The organism is Mumia sp. zg.B21 (assembly GCF_019550855.1).
Taxonomy (GTDB): domain Bacteria; phylum Actinomycetota; class Actinomycetes; order Propionibacteriales; family Nocardioidaceae; genus Mumia.
In genome coordinates this window covers 298,964-319,266 of sequence record NZ_JAHWCJ010000002.1, presented here as the reverse complement: position 1 = coordinate 319,266, position 20,303 = coordinate 298,964, and the positions used below count along the sequence as shown (strand labels likewise).

The following is a 20,303-nucleotide window of genomic DNA, read 5'->3' as shown; positions in this document are numbered from 1 at the left end:
TCTCAGTGTCCCGGAAACTGGAGGAACACGGTCTCATCGTCACCCTGGAGCCGGATGTCGAAGCGAAGCCCCTGCTCGTCCTCGACCGCCAGCAGCGTGGCGCGCCGGTCGTCCTCGACCGACGCCAGCAGCCGGTCGGCGGCGAGGACGGAGGTGTCACCGGGGACGTAGGCCCGCGTGAAGAGCCGGTTCGTGAGTCCGCGCGCGAGGACGGTCACCGCGAAGAAGGCTGCGGCGCCCTCCTCGGTAGGCCCGGGCACGAGGGTCCAGAAGCTGTAGGTCCCGTCGCGCCGCGTGGGTGCCCGACCGAACCCGGTGAACGTGGCCCCGTCCCGGCACAACGAGCCCGCCCTCGCCACCACGGCACCGTCCGGCGCGGCCTGCCAGATCTCGACCAGCGCGTCCGAGATCGGCGCGCCCGCACCGTCGTACACGGTCCCGTGCAGCTGCACCGCCCCCGGCGTGCCCGGCGAGACGAGCTCGCGGTCACCGGCGTACGGGAGGGCGAAGTGGAAGAACGGCCCGACGGTCTGTCCGGGGGTGGGCGTCAGGGTGCTCATGCGTCACCTCGATCGCTCGCGTCGTCCTCGGGCTCCATGTAGGTGCGGCTGCTGCCGGTGAGCACGATGTCCCAGCGGTAGCCGAGCGCCCACTCGTGACTCGTCAGGCCGTGGTCGTACGTGGCGACGAGCCGCTCGCGCGCTTTGGCGTCGGTGACGCTCTGGTAGATCGGGTCGAGCGCGAACAGCGGGTCGCCCGGGAAGTACATCTGCGTCACCATCCGCTGGGTGAAGTCGGTGCCGAAGAGCGAGAAGTGGATGTGCGCCGGCCGCCACGCGTTGTGGTGGTTGCGCCACGGGTACGGGCCCGGCTTGATCGTCTGGAAGCGGTAGACGCCGTCGCTGTCGGTCAGGCACCGCCCGACACCGGTGAAGTTGGGGTCCAGGGGCGCCGGGTGCTGGTCGCGCTTGTGGATGTAGCGACCGCCGGCGTTCGCCTGCCAGATCTCCACGAGCTGGTGCCGGACCGGCCGTCCTTCGCCGTCGACCACACGACCGGTGACGACCGTACGCTCGCCGATCGGCTCGCCGGTGCTCTGGATCGTCAGGTCGGCCTCGAGCGGGTCGACGTCGCGGGTGCCGAAGCAGGGCGCCCACCGCTCGATCGTCTCGGGGTCGGCGTGGTGCAGGTCCTTGGTGGGGTGGCGCAGCGCGGTGCTGCGGTAGGGCGGGTAGTCGCGGCGAGGCTGCGTCTCCTCGACCCCGGAGCGCTGGTAGGCGGCCTCGATCTCCTCGATCTCGGCCGTGATGTCGGCCTGCGTGGTGGACGTGCGGTCGTCGGAGGGCACGGCTGAGGTCATCCCCGCACGCTAGGTGACCGCGGTCACACGATGAAGACTACGATTCCGTCCAGCGGAAGGAGCGGGCATGGCCGGCAACACCTCGGCACCCGGCGTGACGGTGGCTGCGCGAGTCATGGCGCTGCTCGCCGCGTTCGACGCCGGCCACCGCCGCCTGACGTTGAGCGAGCTGGCGCGGCGCTCCGGCCTGCCCCTGGCGACCGCGCACCGCCTGGTGGGCGAGCTGGTCTCCGCCGGGGCGCTGTCGCGGCGTCCGGACGGCCGGTACGTCGTGGGCCGGCTGATCTGGGACATCGGGCTGCTCGCGCCGGTGGAGGCCGGACTGCGTCAGGTGGCCGAGCCGTTCCTCCACGACATCTACGCCGCCACGCTGGCGACGGTCCACCTCGCGGTGCGCGACGGCGACGAGGCGCTCTACCTCGAGCGGATGCGCGGGCGTACGTCCGTCCCGGTCGTGAGCAGCATCGGCTCGACGCTGCCCCTGCACGCGACCGGGGTGGGCAAGGTCCTGCTGGCGCACGCTCCGGACGACGTCCGCCGCCGGGTCCTCGGCTCGCTCACCCGCGTGACGCCCTACACCGTCACCCAGCCGGGCATCCTCGAGGACGAGCTCGTGCGGGTCCGGCGCGACGGCTACGCGACGACGTACGAGGAGATGTCGCTGGGCGCCTGCTCGGTCGCGGTCCCCGTCCGTCGCAGCGGGTCGGTCGTCGCCGCGATCGGCGTGGTGGTGCCGCACCTCAAGCGCGACCGGTCGCGACTGGTGGCCGCGCTGCAGGTCGCCGCCCAGGGGATCGAGCGGCAGCTCGGGGCCGACCCCGCAGGCATTCCGCCCAGCAGAAGCGGCACATCGACCGACGACCCGCGGCACGCTCCAATGTCCCCATGAGCCCCGTCACCTCGCGGACCCAGGTCGCCATCGTCGGCGCCGGGCCCGCCGGTCTCCTCCTCGCCCACCTGCTCGCGGCGGAGGGTGTCGAGTCGGTCGTGCTGGAGACCCGCAGTCAGGAGTACGTGGCGGCACGGATCCGTGCGGGGATCCTCGAGCAGAGCAGCGTCGACCTCCTGAGCGAGGCCGGTCTGGGCGCGCGGCTCGCGCACGAGGGTGACCGGCACCGCGGGATCTATCTCCAGTTTCCCCACGAGCGCCACCACCTCGACTTCGTCGAGCTGGTGGGCCGCAGCGTCTACGTCTACGGGCAGACGGAGGTGCAGAAGGACCTCGTCGACGCCCGTGCCGCCGGTGGTCAGGAGTGGGTGTACGAGATCACGGACACCGCGCTGCACGAGGTCGACAGCGACCGGCCGTCGGTCACCTACCGCGCCGCCGACGGCACGGAGCACCGCCTCGAGGCTGACGCGATCGCCGGCTGCGACGGGTCGTTCGGGCCGAGCCGATCCGCGATCCCCGGCGGCACGACGTGGGAGCGCACCTATCCGTACGCGTGGTTCGGCATCCTCGCCGACGTCGCTCCGTCGACCGACGAGCTCGTCTACGCCTGGCACCCCCACGGTTTTGCGCTGCACTCGATGCGGTCGGACACGGTGAGCCGGCTCTACCTGCAGGTCGAGCCCGGCACCGACCCCGACTCCTGGTCCGACGACCGGATCTGGGACGAGCTGGCGACCCGGCTGGGCCACGGCCAGGACGGGTGGGAGCTGAAGCCGGGCCCGATCACCGACAAGAGCGTGCTGCCGATGCGGTCCTACGTCCACGCCCCGATGAGTCACGGGCGCCTCTTCCTCGCCGGCGACGCGGCGCACATCGTGCCGCCGACCGGGGCCAAGGGACTCAACCTCGCGATCGCCGACGTGGCCCTCCTGGCACCGGCCCTGGCAGCGCTGGTCCGGTCGGGAGACCGCCGCCTCGCCGACGCGTACTCGCAGAGCGCGCTGCGGCGGGTCTGGCGCTGCACGCACTTCTCGTGGTGGATGACGACGATGCTCCATCAGGACGGCGACCCGTTCAGCGCGCAGCTCCAGCTCTCGCAGCTGCGCTGGGTCACGTCCTCGCAGGCGGGCGCGACCGGTCTGGCGGAGAACTACGCGGGGCTCCCGTTCGAGGTGTGAGCCTCACGCCTGCATGGCGTCGGCGGGCTTGTCACCCTCGAGGTAGCGGGGCCCGGGCCCGAGCCGTGCGGCTCGGTCGCCGGGGTTGTTGAGCGCGCACGTCTTGAGCGACAGGCACCCGCACCCGATGCAGGAGTCGAGGCTGTCGCGCAGTCTCTCCAGCTCGGCGATGCGGGCATCGAGGCGCGGTCGCCAGGACCGTGAGAGCCGGGTCCAGTCCTTCTTGGTCGGCGTGCGCCCCTCGGGGAGGGTGGCGAGGGCGTCGCGGATCTCGTCCAGCGACAGGCCGATCCGCGACGCAGTCCGGATGAAGGCGACGCGGCGCAGCGCGCTGCGCCCGTAGCGACGCTGGTTGCCGGCCGTCCGCTCGGACTCGATCAGCCCCAGCGACTCGTAGTAGCGCAGGCCTGACGGCGCCACCCCGCTGCGCTCCGAGACCTCGCCGATCGTCAGGTCGGGCTCGCTGATCACCGTGGCTCCTTGCACGCTTGACCTCATGTCGACTTGAAGTCGCACGATACCCGCATGGCCACGACGACCGTCCCTCCACCGATCCACGACCTCCTCGCTCGCATCACCGGTGACGAGAAGCACGACCCGAGCGCGCACTCGACGCTCGACGTCGTCTGGGTGCTCTACGACCAGGTCCTGGACGTCGCCCCAGACCGTCTGGACGACCCGACGCGCGACCGGTTCCTCCTGTCGAAGGGGCACGGGCCCGCCTCGACCTACGCCGTCCTCGCTGCCAAGGGATTCATCCCCGTGTCGTGGCTCGACGACGTCGCCTCGTGGGAGTCGCGGTTGGGGCACCACCCGGACCGCACGCTCGTTCCCGGCGTCGAGATCGGCAGCGGCTCGCTCGGTCACGGGCTCCCTCTCGCCGTCGGTCTGGCGCTCGGTCTGCGCGCCCAGCGCAACCCCGCCCGGGTCGTGGTGCTCGTGGGAGACGGCGAGCTGGACGAGGGTTCCAACGCGGAGGCGATCGCGGTCGCGGGGCGCCTGCGGCTCGGTGGACTGACCTGCGTCGTCCTCGACAACCACAGCGACAAGTTCGGCTGGCCGGGCGGGATCGCCGCGCGCTTCGCGCTGGAGGAGTGGGAGACGGCCGACGTGGACGGGCGCGACCACGCCGCTCTTCGTACGGCGCTGCGACACATCGACCCCGGACGTCCCACCGCAATCGTGGCCCGCACGACCGACGAGTTCTTGGCCCCGGACCGGTCAGAAAACCAGCAAGGCATGGACACCAGGACGAAGGACAGCGCCGCATGACCACCCGTACGCCGATGCGCGAACGCTTCTACTCCGAGCTCGGGCCCCTCCTCGACAGCGATCCACGGGTCGCTGTCGTCCTCGCCGTGATCGGCTCCAGCGGCCTCACCGACGTGAGCGCGCGCCATCCGGACCGCGTGATCGACGTCGGGATCCGGGAGCAGACGATGGTCGGGGTCGCCGGCGGCCTCGCGCTCGCAGGGCTGCGGCCGATCGTCCACACCTACGCCCCGTTCCTGGTGGAACGCGCCTACGAGCAGCTCAAGCTCGACCTGGGACACCAGGACGTCGGAGCGCTCCTGGTCAGCACCGGCGCCTCGTACGACGCCAGCACCGCCGGCCGTACCCACCAGGCGCCCGCCGACGTCGCGCTGATCTCGGCGTTGCCGGGGTGGACCGTGCACGTGCCGGGTCACGCCGAGGAGCTCGCCCGCATGGTCCGCCGTGAGTCGGCCACCGATCAGCGGGTCTACGTGCGGATGTCGTCCGCGCAGAACGCCCGTCCCCACCCGGTCGACGGTCGGCTCCACGTCGTGCGCGGGGGCCGGCACACCCTTCCGCTGGTGGTCGTGGTCGGCCCGCTGCTCGACACCGTCCTCGAGTCCACCCAAGATCTTGCCGTCCGTGTCGCCTACACGTCGACGCCGCATCCCCTCGACGCCCACGGCCTCCGGACGCTCGCCGGGCCGACGCCGGTCGTCGCCATGGTCGAGCCGTACCTCGAGGGCACGAGCGCTGCCGCCGTCGCGGCCGCGCTGGTGGATCGTCCGAGCCGGGTGCTCCACGTCGGTGTCCCGCGCGACTCCGAGCTACGGCGGTACGGGTCACCGAAGGATCACGCTGCCGCGCACGGTCTCGACGCGCCCGGGATCCGTGCCCAGATCAAGGAGCTGGTCGGATGAGCGCCGTCGCCAGGGCCGCCCTCGATGCGCCTGACGTCCCCTGCCGAGTGGCCGGCGCCGACCTCTGGTTCGCCGAGCACGCCGACGAGATCGAGCGCGCCAAGGCGCTCTGTCGCGCGTGTCCGATCCGCGACGCCTGTCTCGCCGCCGCCCTCACCCGCCGGGAGCCGTGGGGCGTCTGGGGCGGCGAGGTCTTCGTCAAGGGCCAGCCGGTCGCGCACAAGCGGGGTCGCGGCCGACCGCCCGCACGGTGCGGACCGAGAGCGGAGCGGAGCCCCCGGCGCCACGACATCCTCTAGTTGTCGCTGCGCTCGGCCTCGGTGCGCTCAGCGTCGGTGGCGAAGTCGTCGCTGCGCTCGCGCTCCGACCTCGCCAGCAGCTCCTCGAAGATCGTGATCTGGAGGCCTGCGGGAGCCTCCAGCCGCGCGTTCAGCGAGCGCCACGGCGTCTCCCGGGGTGAGGCGATCAGCTCGGCTCCCGCCTCGACGAGCCGGGCCGTACGCTCCTCGCCGTCGGCCACCTCGAACGCGACCCGCAGCCGAGGGGTCGTGGGGTGGCCGACCTCGACGTCGTCGATCATGCGTCGTTGGGCAGGGTTCGCGATCTCGAGCGTCGCCCGGCCTGCCTCGAGGATCGTGACCCGGGCGTCCCCGTCACCCTCGTACGCGACCTGCTCGGGGAGGTCGAGAACGTCACGGTAGAACCGGACGGCCTCGTCGTAGTCGTCGGCCTCGACGACGAGCCGCAGCTGCTTCACCGGGTTGTCGGTAGGACGTGCCTCCATGCTGACACCGTAGGCGTTGACACTGATGTGAAGGTCAAGACGCTGCCGGCGCGAACCCTGCCTCGGTCATCGCACGGTTCATCGCGTCTCGCAGCGCGTGCAGGGCCGACTGCGGCCGCACCATCACGGTGAGCTCGGCGACCTTGCCGTCCTCGTCGAGCTGGAGCATGTCGATCCCGTGCAGCGCCTTCCCGTCTACGCTCGCCCGGAAGACGAGGATCTCGGACGGCACTGGCGCGCCCTCGTCGGCGCGCGACCCGGCGCCCTGGAGCTCCCCGACGTATCGGAAGTCCTCGAAGACCGCCATCACCAGGGCGAGCACCTGCTTGACGACCTCCCTGCCCTCGAACGGCGCGAACTTCACAGGGCTGTGGAAGGTGACGTCGGCGGCGAAGACGTCGTCGAACGCGTCCAGGTCGCGAGCCTCGACGGCGGTACGGAAGCGTTGTGCGGCATCGGTCACGGGGGGACTCCTCAGTCCTCGGTGTTGAAGAACGAACGGTGGGTCCCGAGCAGGTCGACCTCAGGACGGCTAGCGACGAACCGCTCGAGCTTGTCGAGCACGGCGATCACGTGCGAGTTGTCGCCGGCGACGACCGCGACCCCGATCGAGGCACGACGATAGAGGTCCTGGTCGTCGGTCTCGGCGACCGACACGTCGAAGGTACGGCGCAGGTCCGAGACCAGCGGGCGCACGAACGCGCGCTTCTCCTTGAGCGTATGGACGTCACCGAGGAGAAGGGAGAACTCGATCGTGCCGACCCACATCTCTCAGGCGTCGTCGGAGAAGCTCGAGTCGAGGACGTTGCGGGCGTCCGGCGACTCGTCACCACCCGAGGGGTTGATGACGACCACGGTGGCCTTCGCGTGACGGACCACCTGCTCGCTCACCGACCCGAGCAGGAGTCCCTTGAAGCCGCCGAGCCCGCGACGCCCGACGACGACCGTCGAGGCCTTTTCCGAGGCCTCGATGATGCGCGTCGCGGGCTTGCCGTGGACGGCGCACGTGCGCACGTCGACCTCAGGGTATTTGGCGCGGAGTGGCGCGAGGTCGTCGTCGAGCACCTCGACGACCGCCGCGGCGAAGTCCTCCAGGGGCGGCATGTAGCCGGGCTCCCACGTCTTGGGGCGGGGTGCCGTGGTGAGCACCCAGGCACGGGTCACTGTCACCGGCTGACCGGTGAGCCTGCCGTACTCCAGAGCCCACTCGACCGCCTGGTCGGAGAAGTCGGAGCCGTCGTGGCCGACGAGGATCCCACCGTCGAAGTCGATCTCCTTCGTGGTCATGCCTCACGGTATCGCGAGGCGCTCCAGGTCGGTGAGGCGAACTCCCGGGGCGACCTCGCGCTCGGCGACGGGGACGAAGCCGTGGCGGGCGTAGAAGGCCAGGCCTGGAGCGTTCCGACTGCCGGTCGAGACGATCGTGCGGTGGGTCGGTTCGAGCGCGGACAGCACCTCCAGCAGCGACGACGCGACGCCGCGACGATGGGCCGGCGGGTCGACGACGAGCCGGAAGATGTCGATCGTGCCGTCGTCGAGGCGTTCCCACGAGACGGCTCCCACCAGCACGCCCTCGGCGTACGCGCCGAGGAACAGCTCGGAGCTCTCCTGCAGCTCCTCGAGCGTCTCGTGCAGCATCGGCAGCTCCGGGAAGTCGATCAGCGCGGCCTCCACCTCGTACGCCCGTCGTTGGACGGCCAGCAGCTCTGCGGCCGTCTCGGCGTCGGTGACGTCGAGCGGCGCGATGTCGAGGCTCTCCACCTGCCACACCGTAGGGGCTAGGGGTTCACCTCTCGGCGCGTGCCTGGGCGGCCGCCGCCAGCTCCATGAGGACGCGGCGGTCGTGGACGCTGCCTGCCAGTCGCGCGGCCGCCTCGAACTCCACCGCCGCCTCCCCGTCGCGGCCCAGCCGCACCAGGAGGTCGCCCCGCACGCTCGGGAGAAGATGGTAGGACGCCATCCGAGGATCGCGCCGGAGCGGCTCCAAGGCGCGCAGGGCATCGGCCGGGCCGAACGCCCGGCTCACCGCGACGGCACGGTTCAGCGCGATCACCGGCGACGGGTTGAGCGCCGCCAGCCCGTCGTAGAGCGCGACGATCCGCTCCCAGTCGGTGTCCTCAGGGCGCGCGGCCCGGGCGTGACAGGCGGCGATGGCGGCCTGCAGTGTGTACGGCCCGAGCGGGCGTCGCAGCGAGACGGAGCGGTCGATCGCGTCCAGGCCGTGGCGGATCAGCGTACGGTCCCACCTCGAGCGGTCCTGGTCGTCGAGGAGCACCGGGGCGCCGTGCCGGTCGGTCCGGGCGGCGAAGCGTGACGCCTGGAGCTCCATCAGCGCGACCAGTCCGTAGGGTTCGGGCTCCTGCGGCAGGAGCGCAGCGAGCACGCGCCCGAGCCGCATGGCCTCGCGGCACAGGTCCTCTCGGACGACCCGGTCGCCCGAGCTCGCCGAGTAGCCCTCGTTGAAGATCAGGTAGACGACCTCGAGGACCGCCGCCAGTCGACCGGGAAGCTCCTCGGCGGAAGGGATCTCGAAGGGGACCTGCGCCTCGGAGAGGGTGCGCTTGGCGCGCGAGATGCGCTGTCCGACCGTCGCCGCCGGGGTCAGGAAGGCGTGGGCGATCTCGTCCGTCGACAGCCCGCCGAGCATCCGCAGGGTGAGGGCGACCTGGGCGTCGCGGGTCAGCACAGGGTGGCAGGCCACGAAGACGAGCCGCAGGACGTCGTCACCGACCGGGTCGCCGACGACGTCCTCGGGCATCGGAAGCGCGGCGCGCCGCTGTTCCTCGAGGTCTGGCGCCAGCACCGCGTACTTGCGGGTGAGGTTCTGGTCGCGGCGGACCCGGTCGACCGCGAGGTTGCGGGCGACCTTGGTCAGCCACGCCCCGGGGTTGTCGGGGACGCCGTCGCGCGGCCACTTCTCGAGCGCGACCACGAGCGCGTCCTGCGCGAGGTCCTCGGCGTAGCCGACGTCGTTGACGATGCGGACCAGCCCGGCGACCACGCGCGCCGACTCGATCCTCCAGATCGCGTCGATCGTCCGACCGACGTCGCCGGGCATCCGCTGCGCTCCTACCGCTCCGCGCTCCTGCCGCTCGTCCTCAGGAGCCGTGCTGGTGCTGGACCTGCTCGCGGAGCTTCTCTTCCTGCTGCCTGAGCTCGGGGGTGTACTCCGCGCCGAAGTCCTCGGCCTCGAAGATCGGCCGGAGCTCGACCTGGCCGGGCTCGCTGGGATCGTTCGGGATCCGCTTCGCCCACTCGACGGCCTCCTCGAAGGACTTGACCTCCCAGATCCAGTAGCCGGCGAGCAGCTCCTTGCTCTCGGTGAACGGCCCGTCGACGACCCGCGTCTCCCCGTCGCCGAAGACGACCCGAGCGCCCTCGGCGCTGTTCTTCAGGCCGTCGCCGTCCAGCATGATGCCGGCGTTGACGAGCTCCTCGTTGTAGGCACCCATCGCCGCCAGCATCTCGGTGGAGGGCATCTGACCCTGCGCTTCCCACGCCGGCGTGGACTGCACCATGACCATGACTCGCATGTCGTTCTCCTTGTCGATCGAGTCCGTTCCGACCCTAGTGCCGGAGCGGTGCCTCACCCCTACGCCGAACCAGCCGCCGGGTTTTCGACACGGGTCACGAACTTTTTCGTACGGCTCGTCCGAGCGGGTCGGGACGACGAGCGCCTCGAGCTGGTCGACGAGCTCCTCGGGACGGCTGAGCGCGACCAGGTGGCCCCCGGGCACCTCGTACGGGGTGAGTCCGAGCCGCTCCTGCGACACACGCCGCTGGAACGCGATGGGGAAGATCCGGTCGTCCGTCCCGGCAACGACGGCGGTCGGCACGTCGGGCCACGCTCGCGCCGGCCACGGCTCGGCGAACGACCGCTCGGAGGGCTCCCGGTCGCCGACCACCACTCGCCCTGCGGTCTCGCCGGGCGCAGGGATCATCGGGTTGAGGAGCACGAGCTGGGAGACGGGGATGCGCTCGCACACCAGAGGGCCGATGAACGCCCCCATGGACTGTGCGACCACGACCGGCGGGTCGTCGTGCGGCGCCACGCGCTCCGCGCTCCGCGACCGCCGCGAGCACGATCTCGACATGGTCCTCGATGCCCGTCGACTCGTCGTGCTGAGGCACGTCGACGGGGACCGCGGTGTGTCCGCGGCGTTCGAGGGCGGGGACGAGACGGGACCAGTAGCCGGGGTGGCCGCCGGCTCCGGGGATGAGGACGAAGGTGCTCATGCAGCCTCGACTCGGCGCGCCTGCCGAACTCATCGGACGAGTCAGGGTCTCGACGTCACCGGATCGAGAGCTCTGCCTGGTTGCCCCCGCGACCGCACTTCCTGCCGTTGGGATAGGTCGCCTGGGGGGTCACCCGCGCCACGTCACGACGGAGCTCGGTGCCGTCGCGCCGTTGCACGACGGTCGTCACCTCGACCCGCTCGAGAGGCAGCTCGGGGACCTCGACGAAGCTCACCATCGTCCCGTCCGATCTCATGACGGCGCCGCAGGAGGAGTCGGGACCGTCACCGTCACAGCCCTGGTCGACGGCCACCCGGCCCGGCGTCAGCGCTGACTGGTCGTCCACGCAGACGCCGTCCCAGCAGACGCTGGTCCGGACCGTCACCGCCTGTGTCGCCAGCGGCGGCTCGACCGAGACCCCGATCCCGGCGGACGAGCCGATCATCGTGCACACCCGAGAAGGGTCGTCCGCACCGCCACCGCACGCCATCAGCAGGGCGAGCGGCGCCGCCGCCCAGGCCGTACGGAGTCGGTGCATGGCGGCACAGTAACGGTCGGGCGGCACGGGTACGGGGTCGGCGGGTGTGCCGCCGACCCCGTCCGATGTCAGCGCAGCAGCTCGACGATGCCGCGGCCGTCGATGCCCTCGGCGACGCGTCCGAGGTGGTAGGCCTCCGTGCCGAGCGTGCGCTCGAGCACGGTCAGCCGTGCGGCGTAGTGGCCGATCGAGTACTCCGCCGTCACGCCGATGCCGCCGTGGAGCTGGATCGACTCCTGGCTGACGTGCCGGGCGGTGCGACCGATCTCGGCCTGCAGGCGCGAGGCGACCAGGGGGTCGGGCCCGTGCTCGGCCAGCGACATCGTCGCCCACAGCGAGACCGAGCGGGCCAGCTCGAGCGACGTGTACATGTCGGCCGCCCGGAACGTCAGCGCCTGGAACTTCGACAGCGTGACCCCGAACTGCTTGCGCGTCTTGAGATAGCCGACGGTCGTCTCGACCGAGATCTCCATCGCGCCGATCGCCTCGGCGCCGTACGCCGTCTGCAGGCGGGCGAACGCCCGTGCGAGAGCATCCTCGCCGGCCTCACCGAGCGGGGTCGCGACGGCCCCGGTCAGGACGACGCGGGCGGCGTAGGAGTCGTCGGGCGTCGCGTACGTCGTGCGGGTGACACCGTCGGCGTGGGCGTCGACGACGAACAGCCGTGTCGTCTCACCGTCCTTCGCGCTCACGACGAGGACGTCGGCGACGCCGCCGTGACGGACCGGCTCCTTGACGCCGTCGAGCGTCCAGCCGTCCGCCGACGGGGTGGCGGTCACGCCGTAGGCGACCGTCCCGTGCGGCGCACGCGGCTCCTGGTGGGCGATCACGGCGACCAGGTCGCCGGCAGCGATCTTGGGAAGGAGCTCCTGCTTCTGCTCCTCGGTGCCCGCGTCGGCGATCAGCTCACCGGCACCGACGACCACGTCGATGAACGGCTCCGGCGCGAGCACGCGCCCGATCTCCTGGGCGACGATCCCGACCTCGACGGCCCCGGCGCCGGCGCCGTCGTACGCCTCGTCGAAGGGCAGCCCCAGCAGCCCCATCTCGGCGAGACGGCCCCAGACGTCACGGTCCCAGCCGGGCTCGGTGGCGACGACCTTCTCCCGGTTGGCGGCGGATCCGCCGAGGATGCCGCGGACGGCGTCCCGAAGAGCAACCTGCTCGGTGTCCAGCGTGAAATCCATGTCAGTCCCTCACAGTCCCAGGATCGTGCCGGCGATGATCGTGCGCTGGACCTCGTTGGAGCCACCGTAGATCGACACCTTGCGGAGGTTCAGATACGTCGGTACGGAGCGGCCCGCCCATGCCGGCACGTCCGAGTCGTCTCCGGCTCCGGCGGCCAGCACGTCGCTCCCGGCGACGTCGACGGCCAGCTCGGAGACGTCCTGCTGCAGCTGCGAGCCACGGAGCTTGAGGATCGACGAGACCGGGTTGGGCTTGCCGTCCTTCGAGCCGCCGGCGACCCGGAGCGCGGTGAGCTCGAGCGCGAGCAGCTGGTTCTCCAGAGACGCGAAGCGGGCGGCGATCGCCGGCTGGTCGATGAGTCGGCTGCCGTCGGCCAGCGGGACCGAGGCGTGCTCCTTGACGATCTGGAGACGCAGCTTGGTGCTGCCGGTGGCGCCGATGCCGTCGCGCTCGTTGCCGAGCAGGAACTTCGCGTAGTCCCAGCCGTGGTTCTCCTCGCCGACGAGCTGGTCGGCGGGGACGCGCACGTTGTCGAAGAAGACCTCGTTGACCTCGTACGACCCGTCGATCAGCTTGATCGGTCGCACCGTGACGCCGGGGGTCGACATCTCGAAGAGGACGAACGAGATGCCCTGCTGCTTCTTGGGCGCGTCGGGGTTGGTGCGTACGAGGCAGAAGATCCAGTCGGCGTACTGCCCGAGCGTCGTCCAGGTCTTCTGGCCGTTGACGACCCACTCGTCACCGTCGCGGACGGCGGTGGTGCGCAGCGAGGCCAGGTCCGACCCGGCGTCGGGCTCGGAGAAGCCCTGGCACCACCAGATGTCGAGGTTCGCCGTGGCCGGCAGGAACCGCGCCTTCTGCTCCTCGGAGCCGAACGTGGCGATCACGGGACCGACCATGCTCGTGTTGAACGGGAGCGGCGAGGGCACGCCGGCGGTCTGCATCTCGTCGAGCCAGATGTGGCGCTGCAGCGGCGTCCATCCCTTGCCGCCCCACTCCACGGGCCAGTTCGGGACGGCATAGCCGCCTGCGTTGAGGGCGCGCTGCGCCTCGACGATCTGCTCCTTGGAGAGCTCTCCACCGCTGCGGACGGTGTCGCGGATCTCCTGCGGGACCTTGGTGGTGAAGAACTCGCGGAGCTCCTGCTGGAGCTGCGCGTCCTCCGGTGTCAGCGCGAGCCTCATGTTCGCTCTCCTGTGGGGCCGTACGACGTGGTCTGGGGCACACCCTAAGTAAGCGGGCGCTTAGCCGGCTACCCGGGGGTAGGTGTTCAGCCTAGGCCCCGGATGCTGCCCGCCGCGTCGCCGAGGCGCGCGCGAGCTCCTCGAGCAGGTCGGCGGTGACGTCCCAGCCGATGCAGGCGTCGGTCACGCTCTGCCCGTACGTCAGGTCTGCCGGCGCGGGCGCCTGCTTGCCGGGGACCAGGAAGCTCTCGAGCATCACGCCGCCGATCCCGCGGTCCCCACCGGCGACGTCACCGGCCAGCTCGCGGACGACGGCAGCCTGGCGGACGTGGTCCTTGCCGGAGTTGCCGTGGCTGGCGTCTACGACGAGGCGCGCCGGCATCCCGGCGCGCTCGAGCAGCCCGAGCGCGGACCGCCGAGACTCCACGCCGTAGTTGGGGCCGGCGTGCCCGCCGCGCAGGATCACGTGGCAGTCGGGGTTGCCGCTCGTGGAGACGGCGCACGCCCGACCGTCCGCGTCGATCCCGAAGAACGTCTGCTCCGCGCCCGCCGCCCGGCAGCCGTCGATCGCCGCCTGGACCGAGCCGTCCGTGGCGTTCTTGAAGCCGACAGGCATGGACAGGCCCGACACGAGCTGCCGGTGCACCTGGCTCTCCGGCGTGCGGGCGCCGATGGCACCCCAGGAGACGGCGTCGGCGAGGTACTGCGGGCTGGTCGGCTCGAGCAGCTCGGTGCCCGCAGGCAGGCCGGTCGCGAGCACGTCGAGCAGCACCGAGCGGGCGAGCCGCAGGCCACGGCGGACGTCGTACGACTCGTCCATCCCCGGATCGTTGATGAGGCCCTTCCACCCCACGGTCGTGCGGGGCTTCTCGAAGTAGACCCGCATGACGATCTCCAGGTCGCCGGCGTAGGCCTCCCGCAGGGGTGCGAGCCGGTGGGCGTAGTCGAGCGCCGCGCTCGGGTCGTGGATGGAGCACGGCCCGACGACGACGAGGAGACGGTCGTCCTCGCCGGACATGATGGCGGCCGCCGCGTCGCGCGACCGCGCGACCAGGTCGGCGGCGGCATCACCGAGCGGGCGGGCCGCGACGACGTCGCGGGGGCGCTCGAGAGGCTCGAGGGCACGCACGCGGAGGTCGCTCGTCGGCGTGCGGCCGGGGGTGGGGGTCGTACGGGCCGGGGCTGAGCTGGACATCGGCACTTCCTCTCGGCGGCACCGGTCCTGCGCCGGCACCGCCACGAATGACGAAAGGCACGGACCGTGTGGTCCGTGCCTGTGCTGGCTTGCTGAGCGGGTCGGTGGGTCAGGCGCCGACCGCTGGCTGCACCAGCACGTCGCGCCCATAAAATCGCCCGCTCAACATGGGGCCGAGAGTAGCACCTGGGGTGGTGCTGGCATGGGAAGACCCCAGCCGCTGCTGACGGGGGATACAGTAGCGACCGGGGTCTAAGGAAGACTGTAGGGCATCCTGAACGGGCGTTCAAGTCCTCCGTCCGATGACCTGGATCACCTGCTCGGAGAGCCTTCTCGACCGGGCATCAACGCACCGTGATCTGACGGTTCGCGAGCCCGTTGCGCGCCCCGCGCTGCTCGCTCGTCAGCGGCGAGGAGTCGGCCAGCGCCTCCTCGAGCCGCGACTCGAACGCTGCTGCAGGGCCCTCCAGGGCGACGGCCGGCGTGGGCTCGAGCATCTCCCACACAGGGACGAGCAGCCCGTGCGCGCGGAACGACCCGATGAGACGCACGTCGTCGGCGAGACGGTCGTCTCCGCTGACGTGCAGCCGCGCGAGAGCGGTCAGGAGCTTGTCCTCGTCGTGGGGCATCACCCAGCGGAGGAACTGTCGCTCGCCGAGCTGCGTCCAGTAGGCGGCGTCGACCTCCTCGAGCCGCTCGGTCGGCGTCACGACCTCGTTGGCCTGCTCGATCGCACCCGCCACGGCACCCGTGGGGTCGTCGACGCCGGCGGTCCAGAAGTCGAAGCCGTCCTGCACGTCGACGGGGAAGTCGGACTCCGGGTCGACGAGGTCCTGCAACCGCCGTCCCGCCCCCGGGTCGGCGATGACGATCTCGGTGCCCGGCTCGGTCTCGAGGCCCTGCTCCACCACGGCGGCCAGATCACGGCTGACGTCACCGAAGTTGTGCGTCACCTGGAGGCCGAGCCACAGCTCGCCGTCGGGGCGGACGAGACCGGCGGACGCGCCGGGCAGCAAGGTGCACACCCGTACGGTCGTGCTCTCCGCGACGTCGGGCCGCAGGGCGACCGTCGCCGTGGCGGACGGCACGAACTCGCGCAGCGCGACCCAGTCACACTCTCCCGGAAGCCCTTCGAAGGTCCTGGCGCGGAACGGAACCCGCTCGGCCTTCTCCGGCTTGACGCGGCGGCGCGATCGCTTGCCCATGGCGGCTTCTCCTGAGTGTCGGTGGGGTACGGCGTACGGCGTCGGCGTCGGGGTCCGGCGCGGCTCACTGGCCGCCGGTCGGCCCCTGCGGCGGGTACGGCGGCTGCTGGGGACCCTGCCCCGGCTGACCTGGCTGTCCGTACGGCGGCTGCTGCGGCTGACCGTACGGCGGTCGCTGGGGCTGGCCACCCGGCTGGCCGTACGGGGGTTGCTGGTGCTGACCATACGGCGGTCGCTGCGGCTGGCCGTACGGCGCCTGCTGCGGCTGACCACCACCCGGCTGGCCGTAAGGAGACTGCTGCTGCGGTGCCGCGTAGGGCGAGCCAGAGGAGCCGTCGCCGGTCGACGCGTCCCGCGACGACAGCAGCGCCAGGATCCCGAGCGCGAGCCCGATCGCCAGCACCGCCATGCCGGCACCCACGAGAAGATATCCGGTGACGGCGTCGTCGACCTCGCTCGCCGACTCCACGCCACTGGTCATCGCCCCACCACCGGCCGCGACGAGCCCACCGATCGCCGCGACGCCGAGTCCGATCCAGCCGAGCAGCGTGCGCCCGCGTCCGGCGGCGAGAGCCACGATCCACAGGAGCACCGCGAGCACCACGACGAGCACGGTCGCGGAGACGAGCAACGCGTTGAGCGAGTCGCTGTCCTCGGCGACGCTGCGGCTGACCGAGGACGGGTCGTCGGAGAGGTCGGCAAAGATGCCGCGGCGGGCGGTCAGCGCGAACGCGGCGTAACCGAGGGCGACGAGCGTCCCGAGGCCGAGGGCGACGACGGCGACCATGCCCCAAGGGGACGACTTCTCGACGTCACGGCCGCGGGCCGTCGGCGGGGCGTGCGGCGCGGACCACGACTGCCCCTGCGGGGCACCCGGCTGGGACGGCCCGGGCTGACCACCCCAGGACGAGCCCGAGGATTGACCGGGGCCGGAGCCGTACGGCCGTCCGTAGGGGTCCTGCGGGCCTTGCGACATGGCTCTCCTCCTCGCGCACGGGCGAGCACGCACGCGCCCGGCGGGCTCAGCCTAGCCAACCCAGCGGTCGCCGCGAGAGCACCGCCTTCACCGAGGGCGCGACTCGTGGAGCGTGTGGAGGCGGCTGAGAGGATGGAGACATGGACGAGAACACCATCCCGACCGTGGACGTCGCCGGCGTGCCCGATCCCCTTCCCGCAGGGCTGGTCGTCGTCGACGTCCGCGAGGACGACGAGTGGGCCAGCGGGCACGTCGACGGTGCGCTCCACATCCCGCTCAGTGATCTCGCTGCCCGGATCGACGAGGTGCCCGCGGAGGGTCAGGTGCTGGTCTACTGCCGTTCAGGCGGACGGTCGGCTCGCGCGACCGCCTTCCTCCAGCAGCGCGGTGTCGACGCCGTGAACCTCGCCGGGGGCGTCATCGCCTGGCACCAGGCGGGCCGACGGCTCGTCTGAGCGCTACCGCAGGAGCTTCGACATCCGCCGGTCCGCCAGCGGCTTGCCGCCGGTCTGACAGGTGGGGCAGTACTGCAGGGACGAGTCGGCGAATGACACCTCGCGGATCGTGTCGCCGCAGACCTCGCACGTCTCGCCGGTACGGCCGTGGACCCGCAGTCCTGACTTCTTCTCCTTCTTGAGCTCCGACGCCGCCAGCCCGTCCGCGCGCGCGATCGCCTCGCGGAGCGTGGTGCCGATCGCGGCGTACAACGTCGTCAGGTCCTCCTCGGACGCCACGATCGCGCTCGCCGACCTGAAGGGCGACATCTTGGCGACGTGGAGGATCTCGTCGGAGTAGGCGTTGCCGATCCCGGCGATCTGCCCCTGGTCGCGCAGCACGCCCTTGATCTGGGAGCGGCCGGCGGACTCGAGGATCTGGCGGAAGACGTCGATCGTGAACGTGCCGTCGAGCGGGTCCGGCCCGAGTCGGGCGACGCCGGGGACCTCGGCGGGGTCGCGGACGAGATAGACCGCGAGTCCCTTCTTGGTCCCCGCCTCGGTGAGATCGAACCCCGACCCGTCGTCGAGCACGATGCGGAACGCCAACGGGTTCTTGCCGCCACCGGGTCGCGGCGGGGTCGTGGGCTGCTCGTCCTTCCAGCGCAACCAGCCGGCACGGGCGAGGTGGATGATCAGGTGCAGTCCGCCGACGGAGATGTCGAGGAACTTCCCCCGTCGCGTCACGCCGTCGACGACGAGACCGGTCAGAGCGCTGACGGGCGGGTCGTAGGTCTTGAGCGCGCTGATCGCGGCCGGGTAGGCAGCGACGATCGCACGGGGCTCACCCTCGGTGACCCCCAGACGGCGGGACAGGTCGTCGACCAGCGCGTCGACCTCGGGCAGCTCGGGCACGTGACCAGTGTGCCGTCCCGGGGCCACGAACGCGAGGGACCCCGGGACGCTCACGCGTGCCCGGGGTCCCTTCGTGGAACGTCTTACTTGACGGCGGCCTTCAGCTTGCTGCCGGCGGTGACCTTCACGCCGTGGCCGGCGGGGATCTCGAGGGTCTCGCCCGTCGCGGGGTTGCGGCCGGTGCGCGCTGCGCGCTCGACACGCTCGACCGTGAGCAGGCCCGGGATCTGGACCTTCTCGCCCTTGCCGACGGCGTTGATCAGCGTGTCGCCGAAAGCGCTGAGGACCGCGTCGGCGTCGGCCTTGGTGGTGCCGGCCGTCTCGGCGACTGCGGCTACGAGTTCAGTACGGTTCACGGGTTCCTCCGACGTGGTGGGACTGGGTTGTCTCGGACGCACACCAGCATAGGGAGAAATGCCGAACTTCCCCGGATTTCCGGGGCCCCACGCCGGTGTGGTGCGCCTTGACACTAGCCCACGACGCCGGTGGTTTCAGCGCCACGGGGGCGGGAGCGGTGTGTCGACGACCCTTCGGAGGGTGTCCAGGTAGGTGTCGCGGGGCCATGCCTCGGCCCCGAGCGACGCCAGGTGCGGCGTGAGCCACTGGACGTCCACGAGCCGCTGGGCGGCGTACTCGTCGGACAGCAGCTCCACCAGACTCAGCAGGGCGACCTTGGACGCGTCGCGCTCGCGGTGAAACATGCTCTCACCTGCGAAGAGGCCGCCGACCGCAACGCCGTACAGCCCCCCGACCAAGGCGCCGTCCGTACCTCTCACCTCGACCGAGTGCGCCCATCCGAGATCATGCAGCCGCGAGTACGCCGCGGCGATCTGGCCGTCGATCCAGGCACCCTCCCGCGACGGGTCGGCACAGGCCTCCACGACGGCGTGAAAATCTGTGTCGACCGTCACGGTGAAGTGCTTGGCCGACTTGCGCAGCGAGCGGGTGACACGCAGCCGGTCGAGCTGCAGCACGCCGCGCTGCACGGGGGACCACCAGCCGATCGGGCCCTCCGGCTCGACGGGCATCGGGAACATCCCGGCCGCGTATGCCGCCACGAGGGTGCCGGGCTCGAGATCGGCGCCGATGCCGACGAAGTCGTCGTCCGGCCAGTGGGTACGGCCGAACTCCCAGTGGTTCGGCGGCAGCGGCTGCGGCGTCACAGGCCTGACTGTATCCAGGGGCCGCCGGCTACCTGCTGGCTCAGTGGGTACCTCCTACGATGGAGCGCAGACTACTCAGGAGGACGTGTGGGCATCGCCAGGACGACCGCGAAGATGGTGGGACCGCGCGTGGCCATGTCGGCCGGACCGAAGGTCACGTCCGGATACGTGCGTGTGCTGCTCGACCGGGCGATCGACGGCGTGGGTCCCTTCAAGCCGGTCCGGGTCGCGGCCGACGCCCGGCTCGCGCTCGCCGGCGGGAGGGTCGAGGACGCCATCGACGACACCGTCGCGATCCACGTCCGCTACGCCGGGGCCCAGGGCTTCCTGACCAACGTCGGTGGCATCGCGTCGATGATCGTGACGGTCCCCGCCAACGTGACCGGGCTGGCCGTCCTCCAGTGCCACATGGTGGCCGCCATCGCCTACCTCCGTGGCTACGACCTCGACGACCCGCGGGTCCGCAACGCCGTGATGGCGTGCCTCCTCGGCAAGGACGAGATCAAGAAGGCCGTCAAGGAGCGACGCATCCCGACGACGCCGATGGGCCTGGCGACCTCGCCGGTCCACGACCCGAGCCTCGACGACCGCGTCGCCCAAGAGGTGACCACCGCGCTCTTCGGCCGGGTCAGCGGCAAGCAGGGCGCCTCGATGATCGTCCGCAAGGTGCCGTTGCTCGGCGGAGGGGTCGGCCTGGTCGCCGACGCGAGGCACACCGCCAAGATCGCCTCGTACGCGCGCCAGGAGCTGCGCGACCGGCGGCTCGCACTGCCACGCTGACGGCCCGCACCCGCGGCCGTACGCACCAGCGCCCCGGCCTGACGGGCTGCACACCGGATCCGCGAGGAATCCGGTGGCGAACCCGTCAGGCCGGGGCGCGT

General features: G+C 71.5%; 26 protein-coding genes. 7 read left to right on the top strand and 19 right to left on the bottom strand.

Annotated features, from left to right (window positions below; all coding sequences use genetic code 11):
- Positions 1-2 precede the first annotated feature (2 nt).
- Both pcaG and pcaH read right to left on the bottom strand, forming a co-directional pair.
- Positions 3-560, bottom strand: a complete 558-nt coding sequence (gene pcaG / locus KV100_RS10265; RefSeq protein ID WP_220342914.1) for a protocatechuate 3,4-dioxygenase subunit alpha — start codon at positions 558-560, stop codon at positions 3-5.
- A complete protein-coding gene (pcaH, locus tag KV100_RS10260) occupies positions 557-1,360 on the bottom strand; it encodes a protocatechuate 3,4-dioxygenase subunit beta (protein ID WP_220342913.1) in 804 nt (267 codons plus the stop codon). The genes pcaG and pcaH overlap by 4 nt, the downstream gene beginning before the upstream one ends.
- A 67-nt stretch (positions 1,361-1,427) precedes the next feature.
- Here pcaH and KV100_RS10255 point away from each other — a divergent pair, with 67 nt between their 5' ends.
- Both KV100_RS10255 and KV100_RS10250 read left to right on the top strand, forming a co-directional pair.
- Positions 1,428-2,249: an IclR family transcriptional regulator gene (locus KV100_RS10255; protein ID WP_220342912.1), complete on the top strand. Its 822-nt coding sequence runs from the start codon at positions 1,428-1,430 to the stop codon at positions 2,247-2,249.
- On the top strand, positions 2,246-3,430 hold the full coding sequence (locus KV100_RS10250) for a 4-hydroxybenzoate 3-monooxygenase (protein ID WP_220342910.1): 1,185 nt from the start codon (positions 2,246-2,248) through the stop codon (positions 3,428-3,430). The genes KV100_RS10255 and KV100_RS10250 overlap by 4 nt, the downstream gene beginning before the upstream one ends.
- Before the next feature lie 3 nt (positions 3,431-3,433).
- Here the strand turns inward: KV100_RS10250 and soxR are convergent, their stop codons facing one another.
- A complete protein-coding gene (gene soxR / locus KV100_RS10245; protein ID WP_308291408.1) occupies positions 3,434-3,901 on the bottom strand; it encodes a redox-sensitive transcriptional activator SoxR in 468 nt (155 codons plus the stop codon).
- Between the two features lie 54 nt (positions 3,902-3,955).
- Here soxR and KV100_RS10240 point away from each other — a divergent pair, with 54 nt between their 5' ends.
- Genes KV100_RS10240 through KV100_RS10230 form a run of 3 tightly spaced genes read left to right on the top strand, consistent with a single transcriptional unit; the run spans position 3,956 to position 5,903 of the window.
- Entirely contained in the window at positions 3,956-4,702 is a 747-nt protein-coding gene (locus KV100_RS10240) for a thiamine pyrophosphate-dependent enzyme (RefSeq protein ID WP_220342906.1), read from the top strand.
- The gene (locus KV100_RS10235) at positions 4,699-5,604 is read left to right on the top strand and encodes a transketolase family protein (RefSeq protein ID WP_220342904.1); all 906 of its coding nucleotides are present in this window, start codon (positions 4,699-4,701) and stop codon (positions 5,602-5,604) included. The genes KV100_RS10240 and KV100_RS10235 overlap by 4 nt, the downstream gene beginning before the upstream one ends.
- A complete protein-coding gene (locus KV100_RS10230) occupies positions 5,601-5,903 on the top strand; it encodes a WhiB family transcriptional regulator (RefSeq protein WP_220342902.1) in 303 nt (100 codons plus the stop codon). Before KV100_RS10235 ends, KV100_RS10230 begins: the two co-directional genes overlap by 4 nt.
- On the opposite strand, the gene KV100_RS10225 is transcribed toward KV100_RS10230, so the two are convergent.
- The 13 genes from KV100_RS10225 to KV100_RS10165 form a co-directional block, all read right to left on the bottom strand.
- Positions 5,900-6,388, bottom strand: coding sequence for a VOC family protein (locus KV100_RS10225; protein WP_220342900.1), 489 nt, complete (start codon positions 6,386-6,388; stop codon positions 5,900-5,902). The two genes, KV100_RS10230 and KV100_RS10225, sit on opposite strands and share 4 nt — an antisense overlap.
- A gap of 34 nt (positions 6,389-6,422) precedes the next feature.
- A complete protein-coding gene (locus KV100_RS10220) occupies positions 6,423-6,851 on the bottom strand; it encodes a nuclear transport factor 2 family protein (RefSeq protein ID WP_220342898.1) in 429 nt (142 codons plus the stop codon).
- 11 nt (positions 6,852-6,862) lie between these two features.
- Positions 6,863-7,156, bottom strand: a complete 294-nt coding sequence (locus KV100_RS10215; RefSeq protein ID WP_220342896.1) for a DUF503 domain-containing protein — start codon at positions 7,154-7,156, stop codon at positions 6,863-6,865.
- A 3-nt stretch (positions 7,157-7,159) separates the two neighbouring features.
- Positions 7,160-7,675, bottom strand: a complete 516-nt coding sequence (locus KV100_RS10210; protein WP_220342894.1) for a universal stress protein — start codon at positions 7,673-7,675, stop codon at positions 7,160-7,162.
- Between the two features lie 3 nt (positions 7,676-7,678).
- Positions 7,679-8,149 carry a GNAT family N-acetyltransferase gene (locus KV100_RS10205; RefSeq protein ID WP_220342892.1) on the bottom strand — a complete coding sequence of 157 codons (471 nt, stop codon included), beginning with the start codon at positions 8,147-8,149 and terminating at the stop codon, positions 7,679-7,681.
- A 25-nt stretch (positions 8,150-8,174) separates the two neighbouring features.
- Positions 8,175-9,446, bottom strand: a complete 1,272-nt coding sequence (locus KV100_RS10200; protein WP_220342890.1) for an RNA polymerase sigma factor — start codon at positions 9,444-9,446, stop codon at positions 8,175-8,177.
- Between the two features lie 40 nt (positions 9,447-9,486).
- Positions 9,487-10,440 (bottom strand): alpha/beta fold hydrolase, encoded by a 954-nt coding sequence (locus KV100_RS20165; RefSeq protein ID WP_308291407.1) that lies wholly within the window; start codon positions 10,438-10,440, stop codon positions 9,487-9,489.
- A gap of 239 nt (positions 10,441-10,679) precedes the next feature.
- On the bottom strand, positions 10,680-11,162 hold the full coding sequence (locus KV100_RS10190; protein ID WP_220342888.1) for a hypothetical protein: 483 nt from the start codon (positions 11,160-11,162) through the stop codon (positions 10,680-10,682).
- Positions 11,163-11,230: 68 nt separating this feature from the next.
- Positions 11,231-12,349 carry an acyl-CoA dehydrogenase family protein gene (locus KV100_RS10185; RefSeq protein ID WP_220342887.1) on the bottom strand — a complete coding sequence of 373 codons (1,119 nt, stop codon included), beginning with the start codon at positions 12,347-12,349 and terminating at the stop codon, positions 11,231-11,233.
- A gap of 9 nt (positions 12,350-12,358) precedes the next feature.
- Complete coding sequence (locus KV100_RS10180) at positions 12,359-13,534, bottom strand: acyl-CoA dehydrogenase family protein (RefSeq protein ID WP_220342886.1); 1,176 nt, start codon at positions 13,532-13,534, stop codon at positions 12,359-12,361.
- A 91-nt stretch (positions 13,535-13,625) separates the two neighbouring features.
- Positions 13,626-14,729, bottom strand: coding sequence for a 3-deoxy-7-phosphoheptulonate synthase (locus KV100_RS10175; protein WP_220342885.1), 1,104 nt, complete (start codon positions 14,727-14,729; stop codon positions 13,626-13,628).
- 344 nt (positions 14,730-15,073) lie between these two features.
- Positions 15,074-15,934 carry a DUF5926 family protein gene (locus KV100_RS10170; protein WP_220342884.1) on the bottom strand — a complete coding sequence of 287 codons (861 nt, stop codon included), beginning with the start codon at positions 15,932-15,934 and terminating at the stop codon, positions 15,074-15,076.
- 64 nt (positions 15,935-15,998) lie between these two features.
- On the bottom strand, positions 15,999-16,910 hold the full coding sequence (locus KV100_RS10165) for a hypothetical protein (protein ID WP_220342881.1): 912 nt from the start codon (positions 16,908-16,910) through the stop codon (positions 15,999-16,001).
- 140 nt (positions 16,911-17,050) lie between these two features.
- Here KV100_RS10165 and KV100_RS10160 point away from each other — a divergent pair, with 140 nt between their 5' ends.
- Positions 17,051-17,365: a rhodanese-like domain-containing protein gene (locus KV100_RS10160; protein WP_220342879.1), complete on the top strand. Its 315-nt coding sequence runs from the start codon at positions 17,051-17,053 to the stop codon at positions 17,363-17,365.
- Between the two features lie 3 nt (positions 17,366-17,368).
- Here the strand turns inward: KV100_RS10160 and KV100_RS10155 are convergent, their stop codons facing one another.
- The 3 genes from KV100_RS10155 to aat form a co-directional block, all read right to left on the bottom strand.
- A complete protein-coding gene (locus tag KV100_RS10155; RefSeq protein WP_220342877.1) occupies positions 17,369-18,259 on the bottom strand; it encodes an Fpg/Nei family DNA glycosylase in 891 nt (296 codons plus the stop codon).
- Between the two features lie 83 nt (positions 18,260-18,342).
- Positions 18,343-18,615, bottom strand: a complete 273-nt coding sequence (locus tag KV100_RS10150; protein WP_220342875.1) for an HU family DNA-binding protein — start codon at positions 18,613-18,615, stop codon at positions 18,343-18,345.
- A gap of 135 nt (positions 18,616-18,750) precedes the next feature.
- Positions 18,751-19,422 (bottom strand): leucyl/phenylalanyl-tRNA--protein transferase, encoded by a 672-nt coding sequence (aat, locus tag KV100_RS10145; protein WP_308289472.1) that lies wholly within the window; start codon positions 19,420-19,422, stop codon positions 18,751-18,753.
- Between the two features lie 87 nt (positions 19,423-19,509).
- Between aat and KV100_RS10140 the strand changes: the two genes are divergently transcribed.
- Entirely contained in the window at positions 19,510-20,202 is a 693-nt protein-coding gene (locus KV100_RS10140) for an EcsC family protein (protein WP_301022959.1), read from the top strand.
- The last annotated feature ends 101 nt before the right edge of the window (positions 20,203-20,303 follow it).